The organism is Adhaeribacter pallidiroseus, from assembly GCF_003340495.1.
Classification (GTDB): Bacteria; Bacteroidota; Bacteroidia; order Cytophagales; family Hymenobacteraceae; genus Adhaeribacter; species Adhaeribacter pallidiroseus.
Map to the genome: position 1 here is coordinate 51,509 of NZ_QASA01000002.1, position 19,659 is coordinate 71,167.

A 19,659-nucleotide genomic window follows, 5' to 3' on the forward strand; every position below is an offset into this window, starting at 1 on the left:
TCCTCTCTAGAACCGATGGCGGCCGCTGCCCAGAAACAAGGCGTGCAAGTGATCTGGACCTTGTGGCACTACGGATGGCCCGATGACCTAGATATTTTTAGCCCCGCTTTCGTCACCCGCTTCTCCGCTTTCAGCCAAGCGGTGGCTACTTTTCTAAACCCCTACAGTGACGGTTTGCCTTTGTTCACGCCCGTTAATGAAATCTCTTACTTCTGTTGGGTCGGCGGCGAAGTGGGCACTGTTCATCCCTATGCTAAAAGCCGGGGTTACGAAATGAAGTTGCAATTAGTGCGCGCAGCTTTGGCCTGCATGGATGCTATCTGGAAAATTAGTCCCGAAGCTCGTTTCGTGCACGTCGAGCCCCTCATTCACGTGGCGGTTCCACCAGATCGTCCTGATCTAAGAGAAACCGCTTATGCGGATCACGCCACCCAATTTGAAGCCTACGATATCATGGCGGGACTTCGGCATCCGGAAATGGGGGGTAACGTCAAATACTTGGATATTATTGGTTGCAACTTCTATCATGATAACCAATGGTTTTGTCGTGGGGCTTACGTTCCCTGGCAGGAAGAAATCTCGGATCCCGATTGGGTGCCGCTACATCGGTTGATCCAGCAGATCTACCTACGTTACCAACGACCGATTATCATCAGCGAGACCAGCCACTACGGCGGCAACCGGCCGGCCTGGATGCGCATGATTACCCGCGAAGTACAACAAGTGCTTAGCCGGAAAATTCCCTTGTTAGGCGTTTGCCTGTATCCTATCCTGGATCGTTCGGATTGGGAAAATGATGATCATTGGCACAACAGCGGTCTCTGGGATTATAGTCCGGGAGAAGAGGGACGCCACTTGCGGGTACTGGCACCAGAATATAAAATTGAAATAAAACACGCACAGCAACTTTTTTCCCAAGCTGCTACCAATGAGATACCCCAGCCGTCCGTTTAAGATTTAAGTATTACAAATGAGTTGCAAAGAACTAGCAACATCCTTTATCCTAAAGGCAAACAAAATGAGTAAAAAACAGTGGTACGAAGAGTTGTTTGAGAATTATGGTCAAAAGTACGATCAAGAAGGATTTACGCAAGGAACGCTGGGAGAATGTGACTTCCTAGAGCAGGAACTGCAGTTTAATAAAAGCTTGCGCATCTTAGACGTTGGCTGTGGTACGGGTCGCCATGCTATCGAACTAGCTAAGCGAGGGTATTCCGTTACCGGAATTGATCTATCCGAATCTTTGCTCACCAAAGCCCGCCAAAAAGCAGAGGATAATCAGGTGCAAGTTGATTTCTTACGGCAGGATGCCCGTCATTTAACTTTTAAGCAAGAATTTGAAGCAACGATCATGCTCTGCGAGGGCGGATTTCCGTTGATGGAAACTGACGAGATGAACTTTGCTATTCTACAGAATGTCACCACCGCACTCAAAAGCCCGGGAAAGTTCATCTTTACCACGCTTAACGGTTTATTTCCTTTATTTCATTCGATTGAAGAATTCTTAGCTAACCCGGCCGAAGGCAACGCTACTTACCGGGATAATACTTTTGACCTGATGACCTTCCGGGAGCAGAGCATTACGGAAGTAGAAGATGATTTAGGCCAAAAGAAAGTGCTAGAGGTCAATGAACGCTACTACGTACCCAGTGAGATAACCTGGCTGCTAAAATCCTTAGGCTATCGGAGTATCGAAATTTTTGCCGCTAAATTAGGCGCCTTTTCTCGCCAAGATCGTTTAACTACGCAGAATTTTGAAATGTTGGTGATTGCCGAAAAATAAAAGTACTTTCTCCTAAATTTTAATCAAAAATGCGTCACGAAATCCAAGCGATTATCGATAACCGGGTCCAAGGCGTTAAAAACAAAGATGTGAATCAAGCTACCCGAGATTACAGTCCAGAGGTGATCTTGTTTGATATCGTGGATCCTTTAGAAAGGCAAGGAATAGAAGCGGTTAAAAGCCGTTTACAAGAATGGTTGGCTTCTTTGGCCGAGATCAAGAATTTTGAAATCCAAAATAGCCAGATCCAAGCGGCCGACGATATTGCGTTCGTTATTAGCTTTAATCATATTGATGCGGTCAATACGAACGGCAATCAACTAAATATGTGGTGGCGAGAAACAACTTGTTACCGGAAGATGAATGGTAAATGGCAAATAACCCACGCCCATAGCTCCGTGCCTTTCAACCCTCAGGATGGTCAAGCCTCTCTGGGCTTAAAACCGGAACGTATGAAGTAAATGGTTCCTCGGCCTCGAAGTAGGCCATTACTCAGCAGTAACCCCAGAATGCTTCTAAATTCTGGGGTGATGCTAGAGGCAAGCGTTCGTTATTGCACCTGGTCGTTGGCTGCAGTATCTTCTTTTTTTCTCCGGCCGCGGTACCCGCCTCTTTTTTTAATCTTCAGTTGACCGGAACGAGCTTGATTTACCAAATTTTTTAGTTCGGCTAAACCGCTTTTTTGACCAGCCACGTAACGCTCCAGACTAGTGGTTAGGGCTTCTAAAAGTTCTTTGTTTTGCTGCGCTTCCTGCAGGGTTTGTACGATCTCGTTAATGTTTGCTTCTTTGGCCATTGAGGTAGAGTTTATCCAGAACCAAATATATGGCTAGAAGACTAGAAAACAGGGACAGCAAACGCATCTCATAGATTATAAATTTAACTTAATAAATGAGATGCGCTTTTGAGATGGATATCCTGTAAAAAAGGTTAGTAGCTACTAGGCTTTTCTTTATCCCAAAATTCTGTCGTTTCGCGAGACGTTTGATCAATTGACCCATCCTAAAAAACGTTGACCAACCTATTTTCGTACTTGACCGATTATTCCTTCCTTAACTAGCTTCTACCTTTTAAGATTCGTTTAGTGGAATGGGTAGAAGGAAGGTACTAGAGTAAAAGTAAAATCATCTGAAGCTCGGCTTTGGGCACGAGAAATGATTTCTGGGGGTTCATTTTACCGTTGGCCATGACGGGATAACATTTATAAAGATCGGTATCAGCCGCCGTATCAAAATCTTTATTCTCCGCCACCCGAAAAGCCAAGTACCCCTGGGTGGGCTCATGTTGGACCGGAACATACTGGTCAAAATCTATTTTAAATTGCATCACTTATGAGGCTAGAAGTACCGAATAATGCTACTGGCAGTATTTAACAAAAAAATGCGGATGTTGTAGTACCTGGTAGCCATGTCGGTAAGCATCCGAGCAGCTAGCAAAATTACCCAGCAGGACTTCTTCCCGAAAAAGCAAGTACCGGCCCACACACGCTTGCTTTAGCTCGGGCTCATGCTGATAGTAAAACAAAATACTCGAAAGAATTCCTTTATCTAACAAACCCATGGACCAGTGGTGGTTTTAGTGCGATAAAGAAGTTACAAAAAAGAAAAGCAACTGGTTCTTTCCAAGTTCTATTTTCCGTACTAATCACTGATTTTTAAGTGTTTACCTGCTTTAGTTCGTAATAATACGCGTCTGGAAAAAACCGCTAGCCATTATGCATCTTATAGTCAAAGTTCCGCGTTGGGCTGTTCTAACTACCTGTACTATTTATTCGTTTAAGGAATTATCCGATACAGATGTTTAACCTCCTTTTATTTAGAGTAATTTACTAATTTAGACTTGTATAAACAAATAAATAATAAATTTAACTTAAGAAGGAAAAATATACCACTTTATACACTCGCAATTCCGGGTTTATACTACTACCAGGAGCTAACTTGTTCATTTACATTTACTTGAAAATTAATAAGCTATGACGGGGTTAATCGATTATATTGTAGAAAGCATAGAGGTGGATCAATTAACCTTAGGGGAAGTGGATGAAGCCTTGTTTTACATTGACTTGCACTTGGATCAAGATGGCGATATCTCGGAGGTAATCCATCTCTTCCACTTAAAAAGCAAACTACTCGATCATCTAACGCAATTGGAAAAGAGGAAAACGAGCTAAGATTAAACCCCTTGTTCTTATCCCTTTTCACCCAGAAAAGCTAGCCGCTATTAGCCATTGTACGCTACTATAAGGTTAGAGCACGAAAGAGAACCGGCTCTTATTTTTCCTCTTGGAGCCAAACGAAAGCCGAACCTACATCCAAAAAGAACTCCAGGGGAAAAAGCCTTTTTTCTTGGAAAGGATTTATGCCCTTTTCCCGCAGCGGCTGTTGATCGGTCATGATCAAGGTCTCGGGTTGTAAGACGATGGCCATCCGCTGCAGTTTGCCACCTTTGAGCAAGGGACGCATTTTGGCATACATCCAATGCTGATCCGCCTGGTGCAAATACAGGACCTGCCGAGAATCGGTTAACCAGAACCTGGTTTTATGTTCCAGCGCCAGCATAATACCCTGCCGGTAACCTTGCCGGTACTGCGTACTAGTGGGTTGTTGTTGCCAGACTAGGCGCAGTAAGGATAAAGGAAGGTCTACATAAATAATGAGGGCTTCATCTTCATAGACCTGACGGGTAGTAGCGGTATAAACCATACTGGTAAAATCTCCTGTCAGTTAGCTAGTTACGGTAAGATAGTAAATACAAACAAGAAGCCTAATAAATCGGATTTAGCCGCTCCTATAACACCAAAAAACGAGGATTAGCATTAAAATAATACAAACACTTCCTTTTTATTATGCCAAACACAACAAATCGAATCTGTCTTTATATTTTTCCTGGTGCCTTTATAAGATTATGCCTCTAAATAGCTCTTCTTCTTTAAACTAGCAAATCGCTTTTCGCGTAATATAATGGCTTATAGTTTTTTTCGGAGTTAGGATGGTAGAGCGGCTTTCGCCAAAGTGGTAGGAGCTTCTCTTCCTTCCTATTTTTTATTCCTGTCTACTACTCTAACTCATTAAGCTGTTTTAAGCAGGAACGGGCAGCTGAATTACCACTAAGATACCCTTGCCGGAAGGGGATGCGGTCAGGATAAAGGTACCATTAAGTAGTTTGACCCGGTCGGCAATAGTACGCAAACCCAGACCTTTCTTTTTACCATTTTCCGAGCTAAGACCTTGGCCATTATCCCGCACCTTCAAAGTAATCTGTCCGTCTTCCTGCATGAGCAGCAAATCCACTTCCGTCGCTTGGGCGTGCTTGGCCACATTCGTTAGTAGTTCTTGGGCTATGCGGTAAATGGCTAGTTCCAGGTAAGACGCTAAGCGCTCTTCCAGATCTACTTCACAGTTCACCGTCAGCGTACTGGGTATATAGTTCCGGCATAACTCCTCCATGGCCCGGGTCAGACCAAAATCTTGCAGCACCATCGGTACTAGTTCGTGCGACACCCGCCGGGTTTCCTGAATAGCGGCCGATAAGAGTTTTGCCGTGGGCGCGATCATCTCTTTGGATACTTGTTCGGCTATCTGGTCCAGGTTTAATTTAGTCGCGTACAAGATCTGACCTACTCCGTTGTGCAGGGCCTCCGAGATTCTTTTTCTTTCTTCTTGCTGCACGTCCATAATAGCTAACAACAAGGCTTTCTGCTGTTCTAAACGCATCACTAGATTCTCTTGTTCCAGATTCTTTAACTGAGATACATCTAAGTCTACCCCCATCATTTTGTAGGGGCGTTCTAAATCATCCCGCAACACAATCGTTTTTACCTGTAAGGTAATTACCTGCTCCTTTACCCGGATACGCAGGGTTTCTTCCAGCGCTTGCGGGTGATTTTTGATGGTATCAACCAGCTTCTCGGCGATGGCACGATCTTCCGCTAGCACGTACTCCAGGTAAATTTCCGGACTCTTCTCCCGGTCTACTGGTAAGCCAAACAAATGGTACATGCCTTCCGACCAGTAGAACTGCCCGGTGATATAATCATATTCCCAACTGCCCATGCCAGCTACTTCTTCGGCTTGTTTGAGAATGGTCAAATTGCGGGTAAGTTCGGCTTCCGCCAGCTTCCGTTCCGTAATATCCAGGTTACTGGCCACCAGTCCATCGTCCATTTTCACGAACATGGCCGCGTACCACTTGTTAAACCCTTCGTGGGGGTAATAATATTCTACCTGGTCCGGCTCGCCCGTTTCTACCACCCGAAGCATCAGATCATATAAGCCGGCTGGTTTAATGCCCGGAAATTCTACGGAATACAGCTTACCCACTAGGTCTGGCCGTCCGGTTTCCCGCGCTAGTTCTTTGTTTACCAGCACGATCTTAAAATCAGTCAGGGCTCCCTTTTCATCCCGTACGGCCTTGAGAACCGAAAAACTGAGTAGGGTAGTATCGAAAACAGATTGCAGCAGGTCCCGACTTTCACTTAAAGCTTGCGTACGTTCGACCACCTGTTGCTCCAACAACTCACTAAACTGTTTAAGTTTTTCTTCGGCTTGTTTTCGCTCCGTAATATCATAGGAAATAGTAATTACGGAGGAATTTACCCCCGTTGAGTCTGAGAGCGGTACCCCGCGTGATATGAATACCCGCCCGTGCGCCATATGTTCGTGTTCAAACGGCTTACCGGCCAGTGCCTGCTGGTATTTTTGCTCGTAGACGGTCGCCATTTCGGGGGGCATGGCCTCAGCAACGGTGTGTCCCACTAAATCCTGCGGGGTAAAGCCGGCTGTGATTAGGGCCTCGCCGGCGGCAACCAGGTAACGCATTTCGCGGTTAACTACGAACACCGCTCCTCCCGGTAAATTTTCAATCAGGGCTTGCAGCCGGTCTTTGGTAATTTGCAAGGCTTCTTCCGCCCGTTTGCGCTCGGTGATGTCGCTGGCAGTGCCAAACCACTCTATAATGTCGCCGTGTTCGTTTAAAAACGGCACGGCCCGCGAAAACACCCAACCCAAACTGCCGTCCACGCGAATCACGTGATGTTCCAGCTCGAACGTGGATTTACTCTGGATAGCGGCGGTAATAGCTGCTTGTACGAGAGCCATATCGCTGTTCGGAATGTATTCTGCCAGCCAGGTCAAACTCGGGTCCCGGGTGTCCGCCAAAAACTGCTTGCCTTCCAGAGAGTACATCTGTTGCCAATCCGGACTCATGCGGTAGACGATCTCGGAAGTAGCCGTGACAAACAGGCGAAAGCGGGCATCGGCTACCCGCAACGCTTCTTCCGTTCGCTTGCGTTCCGTAACATCGTTAAACAGAATGGCCACGTGCTGTTCTGCCGGGGCATCTATGCGAAAGGCATACCCCTCGTAATAGTGCCCCAGGGCGCGGGCCGCATTTTCAAACCGGGCCGGTTCCCCGGTTCTTGCAATATTCCCATAAAGATCAAACCAATGCTGCTCGTGGGCGGGTGCCATCTCCTTCATCGTTTTGCCCACCGCCTGCGCTAAGCCCGTTTGTTTTTCAAAAGAATAATTGGTTTCCAGGAAACGGTAATCAAACGCCTGACCGCTGGCATCAAAGAGTACTTCGATGATGCAAAAGCCGGCATCCAGGGAGTTAAACAACGCCCGGTATCTTTCGGTAGCCTGTTGGTTGGCATCAGGCAGGTTCCACTCGGCTTTTTTGAGGTCGGTCAGGTCCCAGCCAATGGCCAGCACACTCGCCACTTGACCATCAGGTCCGAGTTCGGGCAAAAAGTAGATGTGCCAGAATACTTGCTCGGTGGGGGTAGGAAACAAATGGTGATGCTCCGCCGGTTGCCCCGTATCCCATACCTGTTGCAGCTTCTCCATCCAGGGAGCCGTAATGGCATCGGGCTGCTCCATTTCCCGGATGGTTTTACCCCCCAACTGGCCCAGATCGAACCCGGTCTTACCCACAAAGGCCGGGTTGGCAAAAAGTAATTGGAGATTCCGGTCCCAACGGCTAATAGCCGCGGGCGGATTTTCGACTACCAATCGGTATACATCGTCAGTTTGGTTCGTCATGCCGGGTAATCTCCGTCCTTAATTTAAGTAACAAGCTAAGAATGATTAACTTTTTGGTAAGATAGGAAAACCCTCTATTATAAAGAATCAGCGGGTATATTTCCTTATCTGAAATATTGTGATAGCTTCTCATACGGATAAAAGTTGCAAACACCCTAGTTGCAAACACCCTAGAAAAATAACGTTCGCCTTAATTACTAATACAAGCCACATATACCCGTAAAAAAGACGCTCCTTTTATCGGCATATTCCAGGTATATAGGGCAAAGGACCGGATGGCTAACTCAGATATATGCGGTTATTTACACCAAGCAGTTATCTTGTGAAGGAAAATTTAAACAAAAGTTTCGAACTATATGGCTGCTACTCTTACTCGACTAACTGGGTCCTATAAGTAGACATTATGTAAAATAGCCTTTAAAAACAAAAGGCTTACTCATACGAGTAAGCCTTTTTAAAACAGCCAGTAAGTCAACTACCAAATGGCAACTTTTTTACCTGATCCATTATAGTTTAGGGGTACCAGGTTGTAGGTAAGTACCAGCTCATTGCTGTTTCCATTTCGCATTTGTTTCGCATCACCTGTTACGGATTCGTAATTATACCCAAGCTTAACTTGGTTTAACCGAACGCCAGCCGTTAAGGTATAAGCTAAATCTTTGCGATAACCTGCGCCAGCCCAAAAAGTATTATTAAAAACACCTTTTACCTGCCCTTCCAGAGTTTCTTTTAGTTTAGCGTCGTAGCGATAAAGGCCGTTTACCACCAGACCAAATTGCTCCGACAATCCTTTCCGGAAACCGGCTTGTACCACGTGCTGCCGCGAAAAAGCATTGTTCAGGTAATCGCCTTTGGCTGTCAGTTTTCCTTCCGCCGCATCCTGCAAAGCATAACCCACATAGTAGTTTTCTGCTACTAGCGTTAAGCCCACATTTATATCTACTTTATTAATCTTGTTATTATCGCTGTTCATCAATTCTTGGAATTCTGGATCATTACTTTGATCAAGCGTTAGGTCCATATAATCTAGATAGATGTTGTTGTAAGTTGCCGCCGCACCAGCCCGCAAGCTTAACTTCTCCGATAAGCGTACCTGCGAACTATAACTTAAGAACAACTGATTCTCGCGGTAAGGTCCAAACGAATCGTGCAACAACGATAAGCCAAAAGCATTTTTAGCGCCCAAGGTTCCCGTTTCCGATTGACTGCTGGATTGTTTTAAGCCAACTAAATCAAATTCGCCTGATATAAACAGCGTTTTTGGGGCATCCTGAAAGCCGGTCCATTGGTCCCGGTATAAAGCTTTTAACTGCGAACCTTCCATACCGGTCATAGATGGGTTAAAATACTGCCCAAACTGAGAAAAACTGGCCAGGTGCTTGCGGCTTTGAGCTTTTACGCCCAATACCGATAGAACCAATATTGATAATACGATAAATTTTTTCATCTTTAAAATCCTTGCTAAGTTGCTTTACTTATTTCTTTAAAACCGTAACCACGCCTTTCTTGGTCAGCTTGATATCTTCTACCTGGATGAGGTATAAGTAAGCCCCCGGCAGAACTTTTCCGTTTGAATTTTGGCCATTCCAGCCATTTTCGGGGTTTGTAGTTTGAAACAGTCTTACCCCGGAACGGTCGAATACTTCAATGTTCACTTTGTTGTAAAACTTCAGCTCGGGTACGGTCCACTCATCGTTCACGCCGTCACCATTGGGCGAAAAGGCATTCACTATTTTGAGCTGATCTACGGCTTTAGCGTAAGCGGCTTTGGTTAAAGTAAAGCTTTGTTCAAAGCTATTATTGTAAGTATCAGTAGTTCTTACCCGAATGGTAAACTGCGTTTGACCCGACAAACCTTGATTCGATTTTAAAAACAACTGGTCCTGGCGGATTTCAAACAAGCTATTATTCGTGTCACCTGCCCCACTCACTAAAGCATAAGTAAACTCCTGGTCATCCGGATCTACGGTGGAGAAGCTACCCATGGCCTCATTCGACGTTATACTCGGGTTGAAATTGGTGGCACTCAATGCCAAACCAGTAGGTACTTTATTCGGTTGTACTTCTACGATTATGCGGGCTTGCAGATTATTTTGGTTGCTGGTACCCGGAGCTAAGGTAAGTATACCGGCTATCTCGTATTGCCCCGCCATGTAAGCGTTGTAATTACCCGGTTGCCAGGTTACGGCAAGCTGTTGTTTGGTATTATCTGAGTATATTACTTCTACCGTTTGGGGCAATGAAACTTGCAGGAACGTGGTACGGATAGGTACCTGGACAATGGCTAGTGGCGTAACCGAAATAATATTACGGGTGAGCTTTTCTACCTGATCTGTTACCTCTTGGCCTTTATTCCCAACGGCATCTTGTTGATAGAAAGTCAGGGTTATTTGACCGTCAGCTAAACCAGTTACATCTAAGCCGATAACTTCAAATTGGGCATTGGTTACCTGGGCCGTACCCGTGAGTGGGGTGCCTGACATAGAGGTGATACTATAGAAATAAGTGGATCCTACTTCTGCGCCGGAAACTTTAAATGAAACAGTAGTCTGGTTATCAAAGTCTATTTTCTGTTGATTAAAAGCTACTGTGTATCCAGCTGGAGCCACATTGTCAAACAGACGGGTTAAAACTACTGAGGCTTCGTTTCCATTAGTAGCAGCATCTTCCGCTACGTTAGCGGCTAAATTTATCTGAACCTGGCCCTGTGCTTTAGGGGTAATGGTAGCAGTATAGGTTGTCGCGCTAACTGAAGTAAATTCACTTACCTCAGCATTAGTTACCGTAATATCTTCGCCCGTAAAGCCCGTTACTTTTTCGCTAAACTGGATGTTTACAGCGAAGGAAGCATTGGTCGGATCAGACGCGGTGGTAGTCAGTTCTGCTGTCGGACGAATAATATTGTATTCGCGGGTTAGTGCAGCAGAAGCCAAATTATCATTGCCAACCTGATCTTGTGCTATAGCCGCCGCTAGTGCCACCGTAACACTTCCATTGTTGGTCGGGGAAATAGTAGCCGTGTACGTTTTGTTATCAGCCTTAGCAAAGGCACTAATCGTAGCATTTGTTAAGGTTACATCTTCCGGAGCAAAACCAACCACATCTTCCGAAAAAGTAAAGGCTACCGTAAAAGCTTTGTTCAAAACCGTAGGGGCCGTGCTACTTATTACAACGGCTGGAGCGGTAGCATCATAAAGAATTTTAAACTCATTGGAAACCGTATTTGCATTACCATTCACATCGATTAAGGTGCCAGCTTTTACTTGCAGACTTACTTCGCCATCCGCAGCAGGAGTAATTGTAGCCGTAAAAGTGATGTTATCCTGTGTTTGTAGATTAGAAACCGTGGCATTGGCAGTTGTTATATCTTCTAAGGCAAAATCTTTGACTGCTTCACTGAAAGTAAAGGTAACATCAAAAGCTTCTTTAGCCGGAGATGCTTGACCGGAGGAAATGGTGACAGTCGGAGCGGTAACATCTTTTACGATAATGGTAAAGTTTTGATCAGTGGTTTCCTTTCCATTCGATACCCCCAAACTTACCTGGTAGGCTCCAACATCAGAGTGTTTCGGGGTGCCGCTTAAAACCGCACCTGTTTCTAATTTTAATATTTTGTTTCCTCCATTATCACCAAAAACAAGGCTGCCTGATGGAGTTAATGACATTCCCCACACACTGGTATTAGCACTCACCTGAATATAAGAAGATAAATCCGGTTTATATTTACGCACCCCACCGCTAGAAGAACTTACATATATATTATCATTTTCATCTATTTTTATATCACTAGCCTGAGCAATTCCGGTCAGTACATCCAACAAGTTTGCTCCATTATATTTATAAACTTTTTGATTGTCCCAAGAAGCTATATATAAGGAGCCATTCTTATCAAAACCCACCCCGAAGGCCCGATTAACACTAACGTAATCTGTAAAGGTTTTAGTGGTCGGATTTATTTTAATAATTTTGCCGCCATTGTATAAAGCCGCATATAAAAAATCATCTTTAATTCCTATAGAGAGCGGGGATGAAATGCCTGTAATAACATCGGTTTCTCCGGAACTAGGATTGACTAAGCTTACTCGAGTTATTTTATTTTGAGAAAAATTAGAAATATACAAGTAATCTTGGTAGACCTGCATCGCATATACCAATCCTGTGCTGCGGGTAAACCAAGAGGAAGTAGTACCATCTTGGTGTATTTTATAAATGATATTACCGCTCAAACTAGTTACATAAATATTCCCACTAGCATCACCAGCTACTCCCCCAGGACTGTTAATAGTTCCTCCAAATTGGGTAGCTGAATTTTGTCCTTGGGTCAAGCTAAGCCAAGCTGGTAAAGTTGGGGTAGTAAAAGTCAACTGAGTGTTTGTTCCATCAACGGCCGATAAACTATAGCTATATGGCACGTTTTCGATAGCATCTGTTACCGGAGTAGAGGTAAATTGGGGAACAGCCGGTGCTTCCGGCAGGACGTTAACAATGGTGGATTTAGCGCCTTCCCCATTAGCGCTTACGGCCGTTACTGCATAGTAATAGGTAGTGCCATTCACCGCCGTATTATCGGTGAAAGTCGTACTGGTCAATAGGGTAGTATTCATTTTTTCGGTTACTGTAGTAGCACTAGTACCACGGTACATATTATAACCGGTAACATTGTCAGTAGTGGCGTTCGCTGCCCAGGTTAAGTCAACTTTACTGTTGCCGGCGGTGGCCTTTACATTTGTTGGAGCATTAGGACCAGTTATCGGGTCGAACTCCAATGAAGGTAAAGGGGTGTCATAATAAGAGTACCCTCCCCCCGATGACTCTTCTAATTTAAAGTAATACGTTGCCTTTTGCGCGTATTGAGTTGGTTTGATCGACCATTCGTATTCTGTAGAAAGGATTTGCCCTCTTTGTGCCTGAAAGTTGATATTAGAAGCAGTCTCATCAAAAGCAGCGCCTGCCACATACCCCGTGGAAGTTGCTGGCGGCATTTGCTGAGTAGTAGCAACTCCGTTAGAAATAAAATTACTGGGTGCTAATATAAAATGCTCTTGTCCGGCATTTGCGGCCGATATTCTTGTAAAGGGTCCAGACGAATTTGTGGCATAACTTAGCCGGGAATCCACAGTTTGGTACCCCACTGAGCCTGAAATGTTATCTACTGTTAAACTAAACTCCACGCGAAGGCGTATGTTTTGATCATTGGCAGTAACTTTGATAACCTGATTTTGATCAGCTTTCCAGGTGGCGGTAGCTTCCGATCCGTTATCGTTGCGCCATCGCCATCGTTTTTGCGTTACCACAGTATGAGCAGCAGCATCATAAAGCAGGATACTGAGAAAAAAGAGTATTATGATTTTTTTCATTTCAACCAATAAGTTTGTGTTCTGAGTAATATTCCTTTGATATTCAATTTTGCGATAAACTATTGTTATTTTTACTTCATATCCGTTCTCCTTTCCTTTATTTAGTAAGTATTATGCGATTTAAGTTTTAAGTAAGCATACAGCCGAATGCTTCCCAGAATAGCGGTTGTAAATAGCAATAGGTAAATAAAGAAATGGTAATCAGTAGCTAAGATTTGGTTGGGGTAAATATCGACCTGCTGCACACTGCTTTCGTTTAACTGAAACTGAGCGGCTACCTCTCCGTTAGCCCGAATAATGCCTGAGATGCCCCGATTGTTGTTAATAACAATATCTTTCCGGGCTTCAACTGCTCGTAACCGGTTATTGTAAAAGTGTTGCCGTGTAATAAAATAATTGGCAAACCAACCATCGTTACCCAGATTAACCAGGAAAGAAGCGCCGTTATCGCTATAACTACTGGTTAAAGCCGGATCAGCAGATTCATTGCAAAGCAAAATGCCAGCTTTCCCCCACGGGGTTTGCAGACCCGGGTGATTTTTGCCGGGTTTAATCTGTAAGCCGCTACTAGCTAAAAAAGGTAAGATAATATTGTTAGTCCACAATGGTTTCTCCACGAGAGTCAGCAGTTCCCGTTTATCGTATCGATCTAATAGAGAACCACTCGGATTGAATAAATAAGCGGAATTGTGGATGGTTGTCGTGCTTGGATCAACGGTCGTATTCATCCCAACTAGGGAGTAATTTTTTTACCAGAAGTAGTTTTTGCTAGAGCCTTTAAAAAATCATCATGAGGAGTGTATGTCCAAGGAATAATAGTTTCCGACCATAAAATCAGATCCGGATTAGTTTGCACCGCTTCTTGGTTCAAGTTTAGCAGATTATGCACGAGGGCATTCCCGTTGTTCTCGTCCCAAACTGTTTCGGGAGGTAAAGAAGCTAGCACTAAAGCAGTCCTTATTTTAGAAAATTGCTGATTGCTTATTGACTCTGTGACATTCCGATACATTAAAATACCAGCTAAAAAATAACTAAGAAAGATAGTAAAGGGGACAAGTAGCCATTTCCATTGTTTCTTAGAGATTACATAGGCCAATAAGTAAGCAGTCAGAATGACCATAAAGGAAAGCAGATAGACACTGCCGATAGCAGCCGGTTGGAGTAAAAAGAGATTACTCGCCTGAGAAACGCCAATACTGTAATTGAGCCAGGGCATTCCACTAAAGATTTCGGCTCGTAACCATTCTACTAGCGCCCACAAAGAAGCCATTAAAAAGGCATTAGCTACCAAAGCATACTTGGATGAAGAAGCAAATTGGAGTTTGGCAAAAAGAACAAATTGCCAGCCATAAACCAGGGCTAAAATTAATGCGGAAACCCACCAACAAGCTATGCCCAACAGTATACCACCCTTAGCATAATATTGTACCGCCGGTACCATCCAAAAATTCAGGAGAGTGGATGAAACAGCGCCAAAGATGAATCCACTACAAAATACTTGTCGTCCTTTTTGGAGCCTAAACAAGGCAAAAAATAAAATTGAAAAGGCAAACCACGCAAAAATATAGCTTATGTAAATAAGAGAAAGACTAGTAAGTGCCGCAGCTAACGCAACTAAACAAAACTCCATCTTTGAAGCAGACACCAAAGAATAACTCACTTTACTATATGCGCCTAGCATGGTATCGCGCTCTAAGTTTTATCCAACATTTATCTCATCCAAAAGTAATTATTACTTGGTGTAGCACTTAAGTAAGTATTAAATTAAATGGAAATTGTGACGTATTGGTGTTTTAGGTAGAATAGAATGCAATATCAATCTACAAATATTAATACATGTTATATATATAATATTATATTATGCAGTTTGTATAGATTTCTCTTGCGAAATTCTGATGAAAAGTGACTACACTACATAAAAGAGGTAACTGATATTATTTCCTATAACCCCTATTATGATAAATAAGAAGGTTTTGGTTGTTTTGAGACTACTGTTAATCGGCAAGGGTCGTATTAATGGGAGCCGGTCCTCTCTTGACGGATAATGGAACCCGGAAACGCTAGTAACTGTGCCACCGGTATCTCTAAAGCGCGGGCTAAGGCCACTAAGGTCAAGACCGTAAAGTTATGCTGCCCGTATTCAATCCGCTGCACTTGCGACACGGATAAGCCGGCTTCAAAGGCCACATTGGCTTGCGTCAATTGACGCGTTTCCCGCAACTGTTTTAGATGCTGGCCAAAGGCACGTAAATAGGCACTGGCTTCCTGCTGCTCCACTCCCCGAAAATCCGCACAAAATAATTTTACTACACAGCATACATGCTGTGTAGTATTTCTTATCTTTGCTTTTTAACTCCGGAACAAGGCTCCTGGTCCGGCGAAGCAATTAGTTGCCTTCTCACCAGGCGAAACCGGCTTTTATCTTATTCACTCCAAAGTTAAACCTTTATGTTCCTTACCTTACTAGATACTCACAAAGGCCAGGAGATCGCCCTGGAAGTCACCGTTGAATACACCACCCCCGCCGCCCATTTACTCTTGGTACTCGCCACCGTCCACGCCACGGATGAAGCCCCCGATGGCTCGGAGTCTCCGCCCTTTGGGCAGTACCGCTTTAAAGCGTTACAGCATCTTTCGGGCGTCAAGTTTCGCCACGAGGGCAAACCCTACGCGTTAACCGTCGGCTTTTACTGGGAGAGCCAACGGCTCGGCTTGGTACCCGTGGTGCTGGATCAGGGGGCAATCAACAAAGCAGTCGCTTTGCTACTGCCCCGAGTTTACTACTGCCCGAAGATGCGGTGAGTATGCTCCAGGAGTTTGAACAAGTCTTCTTACTGGATAAGCGCGAATACCAGGCCGTGCAGGAATTAGGCTTGGAGAATGGCTCCTGGACCGAGTATGTTTCCCGGGTTTTAGAAGCCAGCCAAGTGGGTCCCTGGAACCGGGTCTATTATGATCTCACCATTGAAACCAAAGATACTTTCTCCTTAACGGATTTAGTGGACGAAGAACACTTTTACGCGTTCATGGCCGCGCATAACTGGCCCCCGGGCGTCCCGCGACGCGAAAGCTAGTTCCCGCTTCCGCCAGGACAACCAGGGAGAGGAGTTCGTAGGATCCGGTTTGTTTCGGCGAACTCCTCCCCCTCCTCCCCTTTCGGATATCCGCTTTTTTTAAGCGGGCCCTTGTGCCCGCTCCGCCGCGCGTGTCGGGGGTTTAAAGGGGATTTCGGCTGATTTTATTAGTATTCTATCTGCAACGATGGCATTATCAAGTACTTACCTGTTTACTCCCGGAAAGAGGACTGCTGAATACTACTGCTATCCGATTGTTCTGGCGCTACGAGCCGCTAATTGCTCTTAAAAAGTAGCGCTTTGGCCCGAGAAACCCTTTCTGCCCCGGGCTCTTACCGTACCAGCAGGCCCCCAGCCAGCCCCTAATCGGCCGCCCTCGCCGCCCTTACCCTGGTAAAAATCTTCGCAATGGTAACAACCGGGGGGCGGAAGGAACCTAGGCCAAACCAGGTAAATTACCGCGGAGGCCGAACGGTTCTGGCCGCCTTTTCTTGGATCAGGCGCCTCAGATAGCCGCTTTCGGGTAGGCGCAATTGTGCCCCGAGCGTAGCGCGGGACGTGGTGTTTAGCGGGAAGAATCCCGCTTTTTTGCATACTCTTTCTTTATTATGCTCATTATCAGCAACTTACATGTTTACCCCCGGAAATACACCCCTTAAATGTCAACATTTCCGTTGACATTGGCGATAATTGCTAGCTTTTTACTGCGCCATTGGGTCCATTTGAGGCTAAATTGCTCCTTATTTCTAATCTTTGGTGGTTATTTTTCGCGAGACAATACCTTCTCTCCTGCCCCATTTCGCCGCGCTTTGTCTGCGGACTCGCATCCGTAAATCTTGGAAATTGTAACCAGCTTTGCGGCATTCCTTCGCCCACCATTAAAGACGACGGCGAACGGTCAGGGCTGCTCAGATATCCCTTGTTTGGGTGAGTGCAATTGTACCCCTAACTTAGCGCGGGACGGGGTCTGGAGCGGGAAGCATTCCGCATTTTTTGCTATTCTCTTTAATACACTGTTTATCAACCATTTACTGCTTTGCACTTGGAAATACCGCTCGTAAAATCATCCCTATTGGTATGGTTTGGCGACCAGGGCCCCCGATTTACCGCGCCATCAGGTCCGTTGGCGGCAAAATAGCCCCGGATTTTGGATGGCTACTGGTTGTTTTTCGCGCGCTAATACCCCCTCTCCTCCCCCTTTTAGCCACGCTTCGCCCAGATGTAAAAATCTTCGTAATGGTAACAGGCGCCTCGGGCATTCGCCGCTCCCCTGGGGAGCTACTTCGAACCACCCGGATTAGGCCGATAGGCGCTTAGGGAGGCGGTGCCAGGGACCCTGTTTCTAGCCGGAATTTAGACTGCAACGTTGGGGTGATTACGTCCCATAGCCCTTTTTCGGTTGTAGAGTGGGCTCTAAAGCTGCTTCGCCCATAAAGGCGAACGCCGGATGGGGATCCCGGAGTTAAGTAAAAATCTTAGTAATGGAAACCACTCGTACTGGCGGGTCCGCACCGGGAACGGATCTTGAGGGAGCCCGGCTTTTAACCAATTAAATCGTATTGCCACCAGGTGTTGTACTTGATATTGAGCGCCGGTTGCCAGGCTTTAATGCTGCGCTTTTCGTAGCGTAAAGCTTCGGCTTTGGTGGCAAATTCTTTTATATAAACTTTCGTTTGGGGCGTGATTTTGCGGCGGTGTTTCACCATGCGTCCGTAGAAGGATCCGGTGCAGCCAATGTAGCGGGGCGAGAAGTCGGGCGAGTGGGGATCGCCTTCAAAGATGAAGTAAACGAGATAAGTACGGCTGAGCATTCGCCCCTTTTTGAGTAAATTCTGGCGGGTATATTGCCGCATTTCCAAGTGGAAAGCATACCAATCATAAAGTCTTAATTTAGATAAAGTGATCATCTATTTTTCTGTTATTGTGATTAATATGACTGATATAAAGGTAAGGTTTTTCATGAAATATATGAATAAAATTTATTAGTTATTATTCGTGAAATGCAATCATTATATTAATTAAAATTAATTAATGAAACTAATGATATAAATTACACTATGGAAGTACATAAGATTATTTTATTTCATGATAATGTCTACTTTTATGTTTAATATTACTAATATATTTCATATACTTCATGAAAATCATTTATGAAAGTTATTTCATTTTCAAATTTTAAAGGTGGTGTTGGGAAAAGCAGTTCAAGTTTATGTGTTGCTTATAGTCTTGTAAATAGAGGTTATAGGGTTCTGCTAATTGACGCAGATTCACAGGCTAATCTTTCTTTATCCTTAGGTTTGGATAAAAACAGTGATTTGCATATAGGAAATTTTATACTGGGAGAGAAGTCTTTTGACCAAGTAGCAAAAAAAATTAATTCTTTGTTACAAATTATACCTTCTTCCTTGAAGGTACAGGTATATGAAAAAATGCTTTCGGCTGAAAATGAATATCAATATTTTCTAAAAGAGAGATTAGAAGATATAAGCAGCTTTGATTATTTAATAATTGATACACCTCCAGCTCTAAATTCCTTCACTTTTGCTTCACTTGTAGCTACCGATTACTTATTTATACCAGCACAGCCAGAAATATTTGGCGTTGAAGGACTTACTACCATCTTGGATACAGTGGAGAGATTAAAGAAAAGGAGTAACAAAAATTTGAGAATTGGAGGAATATTCTTTACAAAATATGCTAAATCTTACCGTAAACGAATTCATCATGATTTAGTAGATGGTTTAAAAGAAAACTATGGTAATCTAATAATGAATACTACAATAAGAGATAATGTAAGTATTGCAGAAAGCCAAGCCCTAAAAGAATCTATTTATAACTATGCTCCTCAAAGTAATGGTGCTAAAGATTATGATGAATTAACAAGTGAAATATTAAAACGGATAAATTAATATGGCTGAAGGAAAGAAAAGTAAGAGTTTCGCTGGATTAGTTAAGCCAACCCATGCTTTATCTAATTTTGATAAAGAAATGGTTGGAATGGATGAAGCAAATGTAACTCACGAAAAAAATGATATTCATGAAATGAAAGTAGAAAATGAATTAACACCTTTTTCGACTCGTATTTCTAAAGGCACATATGCGAAAGTAAGACAGTATGAGTATTGGGAGAGGGCAACTATCACTGAAATCGTAGAACTGGCTTTAATTAGATTCCTAGAAGATAAAGAATCGGCTATAAGACCTCTTCCTGAAAAGGAGCTTAAAAGATTGGAAGATCTTTCTAGAAAGAAGAAAAAAGGCAGTAAAAAATAATTAAAATTTGTGGTATACGCATAAGAAAAGTTTGCACACTAATAATCTAACTTTAAACGCGTGATTGAGCATGAACAGAGAAAACTGACGAAACTTTATAATAACAGTATTAATTAGGAACAATAAGAGTA

21 protein-coding genes are annotated in these 19,659 nt (G+C 44.0%); 9 read left to right on the forward strand and 12 right to left on the reverse strand.

Annotation, left to right across the window (positions count from 1 at the left end; all coding sequences use genetic code 11):
* The first annotated feature begins 42 nt into the window (after positions 1 to 42).
* The 3 genes from AHMF7616_RS25405 (at position 43) to AHMF7616_RS25415 (ending at position 2,244) form a co-directional block, all read left to right on the forward strand.
* Positions 43 to 954 carry a hypothetical protein gene (locus AHMF7616_RS25405; protein ID WP_147275795.1) on the forward strand — a complete coding sequence of 304 codons (912 nt, stop codon included), beginning with the start codon at positions 43 to 45 and terminating at the stop codon, positions 952 to 954.
* A 64-nt stretch (positions 955 to 1,018) separates the two neighbouring features.
* A complete protein-coding gene (locus tag AHMF7616_RS25410; RefSeq protein ID WP_115375815.1) occupies positions 1,019 to 1,783 on the forward strand; it encodes a class I SAM-dependent methyltransferase in 765 nt (254 codons plus the stop codon).
* A gap of 29 nt (positions 1,784 to 1,812) precedes the next feature.
* Positions 1,813 to 2,244 carry a YybH family protein gene (locus tag AHMF7616_RS25415; RefSeq protein ID WP_115375816.1) on the forward strand — a complete coding sequence of 144 codons (432 nt, stop codon included), beginning with the start codon at positions 1,813 to 1,815 and terminating at the stop codon, positions 2,242 to 2,244.
* 89 nt (positions 2,245 to 2,333) lie between these two features.
* Here AHMF7616_RS25415 and AHMF7616_RS25420 read toward each other — a convergent pair whose 3' ends face one another.
* From AHMF7616_RS25420 to AHMF7616_RS25430, 3 genes are all read right to left on the reverse strand, one after another.
* A complete protein-coding gene (locus tag AHMF7616_RS25420; protein WP_115375817.1) occupies positions 2,334 to 2,579 on the reverse strand; it encodes a hypothetical protein in 246 nt (81 codons plus the stop codon).
* 311 nt (positions 2,580 to 2,890) lie between these two features.
* The gene (locus tag AHMF7616_RS25425) at positions 2,891 to 3,109 is read right to left on the reverse strand and encodes a hypothetical protein (protein ID WP_115375818.1); all 219 of its coding nucleotides are present in this window, start codon (positions 3,107 to 3,109) and stop codon (positions 2,891 to 2,893) included.
* A 30-nt stretch (positions 3,110 to 3,139) separates the two neighbouring features.
* Positions 3,140 to 3,343, reverse strand: coding sequence for a hypothetical protein (locus AHMF7616_RS25430; protein ID WP_115375819.1), 204 nt, complete (start codon positions 3,341 to 3,343; stop codon positions 3,140 to 3,142).
* A gap of 412 nt (positions 3,344 to 3,755) precedes the next feature.
* Here AHMF7616_RS25430 and AHMF7616_RS25435 point away from each other — a divergent pair, with 412 nt between their 5' ends.
* Positions 3,756 to 3,953 (forward strand): hypothetical protein, encoded by a 198-nt coding sequence (locus AHMF7616_RS25435; protein WP_115375820.1) that lies wholly within the window; start codon positions 3,756 to 3,758, stop codon positions 3,951 to 3,953.
* Between the two features lie 100 nt (positions 3,954 to 4,053).
* Here AHMF7616_RS25435 and AHMF7616_RS25440 read toward each other — a convergent pair whose 3' ends face one another.
* From AHMF7616_RS25440 to AHMF7616_RS26595, 7 genes are all read right to left on the reverse strand, one after another.
* Positions 4,054 to 4,485 (reverse strand): hypothetical protein, encoded by a 432-nt coding sequence (locus tag AHMF7616_RS25440; protein ID WP_115375821.1) that lies wholly within the window; start codon positions 4,483 to 4,485, stop codon positions 4,054 to 4,056.
* Positions 4,486 to 4,860: 375 nt separating this feature from the next.
* Positions 4,861 to 7,824, reverse strand: a complete 2,964-nt coding sequence (locus tag AHMF7616_RS25445; RefSeq protein WP_115375822.1) for a PAS domain-containing sensor histidine kinase — start codon at positions 7,822 to 7,824, stop codon at positions 4,861 to 4,863.
* Between the two features lie 475 nt (positions 7,825 to 8,299).
* The gene (locus tag AHMF7616_RS25450; RefSeq protein ID WP_115375823.1) at positions 8,300 to 9,271 is read right to left on the reverse strand and encodes a PorP/SprF family type IX secretion system membrane protein; all 972 of its coding nucleotides are present in this window, start codon (positions 9,269 to 9,271) and stop codon (positions 8,300 to 8,302) included.
* Between the two features lie 28 nt (positions 9,272 to 9,299).
* Complete coding sequence (locus AHMF7616_RS25455; protein WP_115375824.1) at positions 9,300 to 13,181, reverse strand: Ig-like domain-containing protein; 3,882 nt, start codon at positions 13,179 to 13,181, stop codon at positions 9,300 to 9,302.
* A 101-nt stretch (positions 13,182 to 13,282) separates the two neighbouring features.
* Positions 13,283 to 13,909, reverse strand: coding sequence for a nitrilase-related carbon-nitrogen hydrolase (locus AHMF7616_RS25460; RefSeq protein WP_115375825.1), 627 nt, complete (start codon positions 13,907 to 13,909; stop codon positions 13,283 to 13,285).
* A 5-nt stretch (positions 13,910 to 13,914) separates the two neighbouring features.
* Positions 13,915 to 14,862, reverse strand: coding sequence for a hypothetical protein (locus AHMF7616_RS25465; RefSeq protein ID WP_115375826.1), 948 nt, complete (start codon positions 14,860 to 14,862; stop codon positions 13,915 to 13,917).
* A gap of 332 nt (positions 14,863 to 15,194) precedes the next feature.
* The gene (locus AHMF7616_RS26595) at positions 15,195 to 15,458 is read right to left on the reverse strand and encodes a helix-turn-helix domain-containing protein (protein ID WP_262511753.1); all 264 of its coding nucleotides are present in this window, start codon (positions 15,456 to 15,458) and stop codon (positions 15,195 to 15,197) included.
* Positions 15,459 to 15,629: 171 nt separating this feature from the next.
* On the opposite strand from AHMF7616_RS26595, the gene AHMF7616_RS25475 reads away from it, so the two are divergent.
* Together AHMF7616_RS25475 and AHMF7616_RS25480 are read left to right on the forward strand one after the other, a co-directional pair.
* On the forward strand, positions 15,630 to 15,983 hold the full coding sequence (locus tag AHMF7616_RS25475) for a hypothetical protein (RefSeq protein WP_115375828.1): 354 nt from the start codon (positions 15,630 to 15,632) through the stop codon (positions 15,981 to 15,983).
* A gap of 2 nt (positions 15,984 to 15,985) precedes the next feature.
* Positions 15,986 to 16,255 (forward strand): hypothetical protein, encoded by a 270-nt coding sequence (locus tag AHMF7616_RS25480; RefSeq protein ID WP_115375829.1) that lies wholly within the window; start codon positions 15,986 to 15,988, stop codon positions 16,253 to 16,255.
* Between the two features lie 285 nt (positions 16,256 to 16,540).
* Here the strand turns inward: AHMF7616_RS25480 and AHMF7616_RS25485 are convergent, their stop codons facing one another.
* Positions 16,541 to 16,849: a hypothetical protein gene (locus tag AHMF7616_RS25485; protein ID WP_115375830.1), complete on the reverse strand. Its 309-nt coding sequence runs from the start codon at positions 16,847 to 16,849 to the stop codon at positions 16,541 to 16,543.
* Between the two features lie 488 nt (positions 16,850 to 17,337).
* Between AHMF7616_RS25485 and AHMF7616_RS26250 the strand changes: the two genes are divergently transcribed.
* Positions 17,338 to 17,556 (forward strand): hypothetical protein, encoded by a 219-nt coding sequence (locus AHMF7616_RS26250; RefSeq protein WP_147275796.1) that lies wholly within the window; start codon positions 17,338 to 17,340, stop codon positions 17,554 to 17,556.
* A gap of 240 nt (positions 17,557 to 17,796) precedes the next feature.
* On the opposite strand, the gene AHMF7616_RS25490 is transcribed toward AHMF7616_RS26250, so the two are convergent.
* Positions 17,797 to 18,162, reverse strand: coding sequence for a GIY-YIG nuclease family protein (locus AHMF7616_RS25490; RefSeq protein ID WP_115375831.1), 366 nt, complete (start codon positions 18,160 to 18,162; stop codon positions 17,797 to 17,799).
* A gap of 243 nt (positions 18,163 to 18,405) precedes the next feature.
* On the opposite strand from AHMF7616_RS25490, the gene AHMF7616_RS25495 reads away from it, so the two are divergent.
* Together AHMF7616_RS25495 and AHMF7616_RS25500 are read left to right on the forward strand one after the other, a co-directional pair.
* Positions 18,406 to 19,164, forward strand: coding sequence for a ParA family protein (locus tag AHMF7616_RS25495; protein ID WP_115375832.1), 759 nt, complete (start codon positions 18,406 to 18,408; stop codon positions 19,162 to 19,164).
* Between the two features lies 1 nt (position 19,165).
* A complete protein-coding gene (locus AHMF7616_RS25500) occupies positions 19,166 to 19,528 on the forward strand; it encodes a hypothetical protein (protein ID WP_115375833.1) in 363 nt (120 codons plus the stop codon).
* The last annotated feature ends 131 nt before the right edge of the window (positions 19,529 to 19,659 follow it).